General features: G+C 53.9%; 1 protein-coding gene. It reads right to left on the bottom strand.

What is annotated here, in order from left to right; all coding sequences use genetic code 11:
• Window positions 1–311 (bottom strand): transposase (locus tag GE027_RS22760; RefSeq protein ID WP_237607756.1); only part of this gene is annotated, 311 nt, incomplete at its 3' end.
• Between the last annotated feature and the right edge of the window lie 6 nt (window positions 312–317).

Genomic DNA, 317 nt, shown 5'->3' on the forward strand with positions numbered 1-317 from the left:
AGTCCCCCATTGTCTTTTTTTGAGTGGATGTTCTCCTCCATCAGCTCGGAAATCACCTCGTTCTTAGCGATCAACTTCTCACGAAGTTCGGTGACTTCACGCTCGGATTTGGACTTGTCCGTTTTGGCAGTTCGGGGGCTCTCGAAGGCCCGCTCGACCTGGGACATCGCCGCGTTGACCCAATTGTGAATCAATGTCGGCTGGACCTTCATCTGGTCAGCGATCTGCGAGACGGGAACTTTGTCGACAAGATGCTTGCGTACCGCGGCAGCCTTCTCAGCAGCCGAAAAGGATCGTCGTTTTCGGGGCATTGTGAA

Origin of the sequence: Roseimaritima sediminicola (assembly GCF_009618275.1) — a bacterium.
Taxonomy (GTDB): domain Bacteria; phylum Planctomycetota; class Planctomycetia; order Pirellulales; family Pirellulaceae; genus Roseimaritima; species Roseimaritima sediminicola.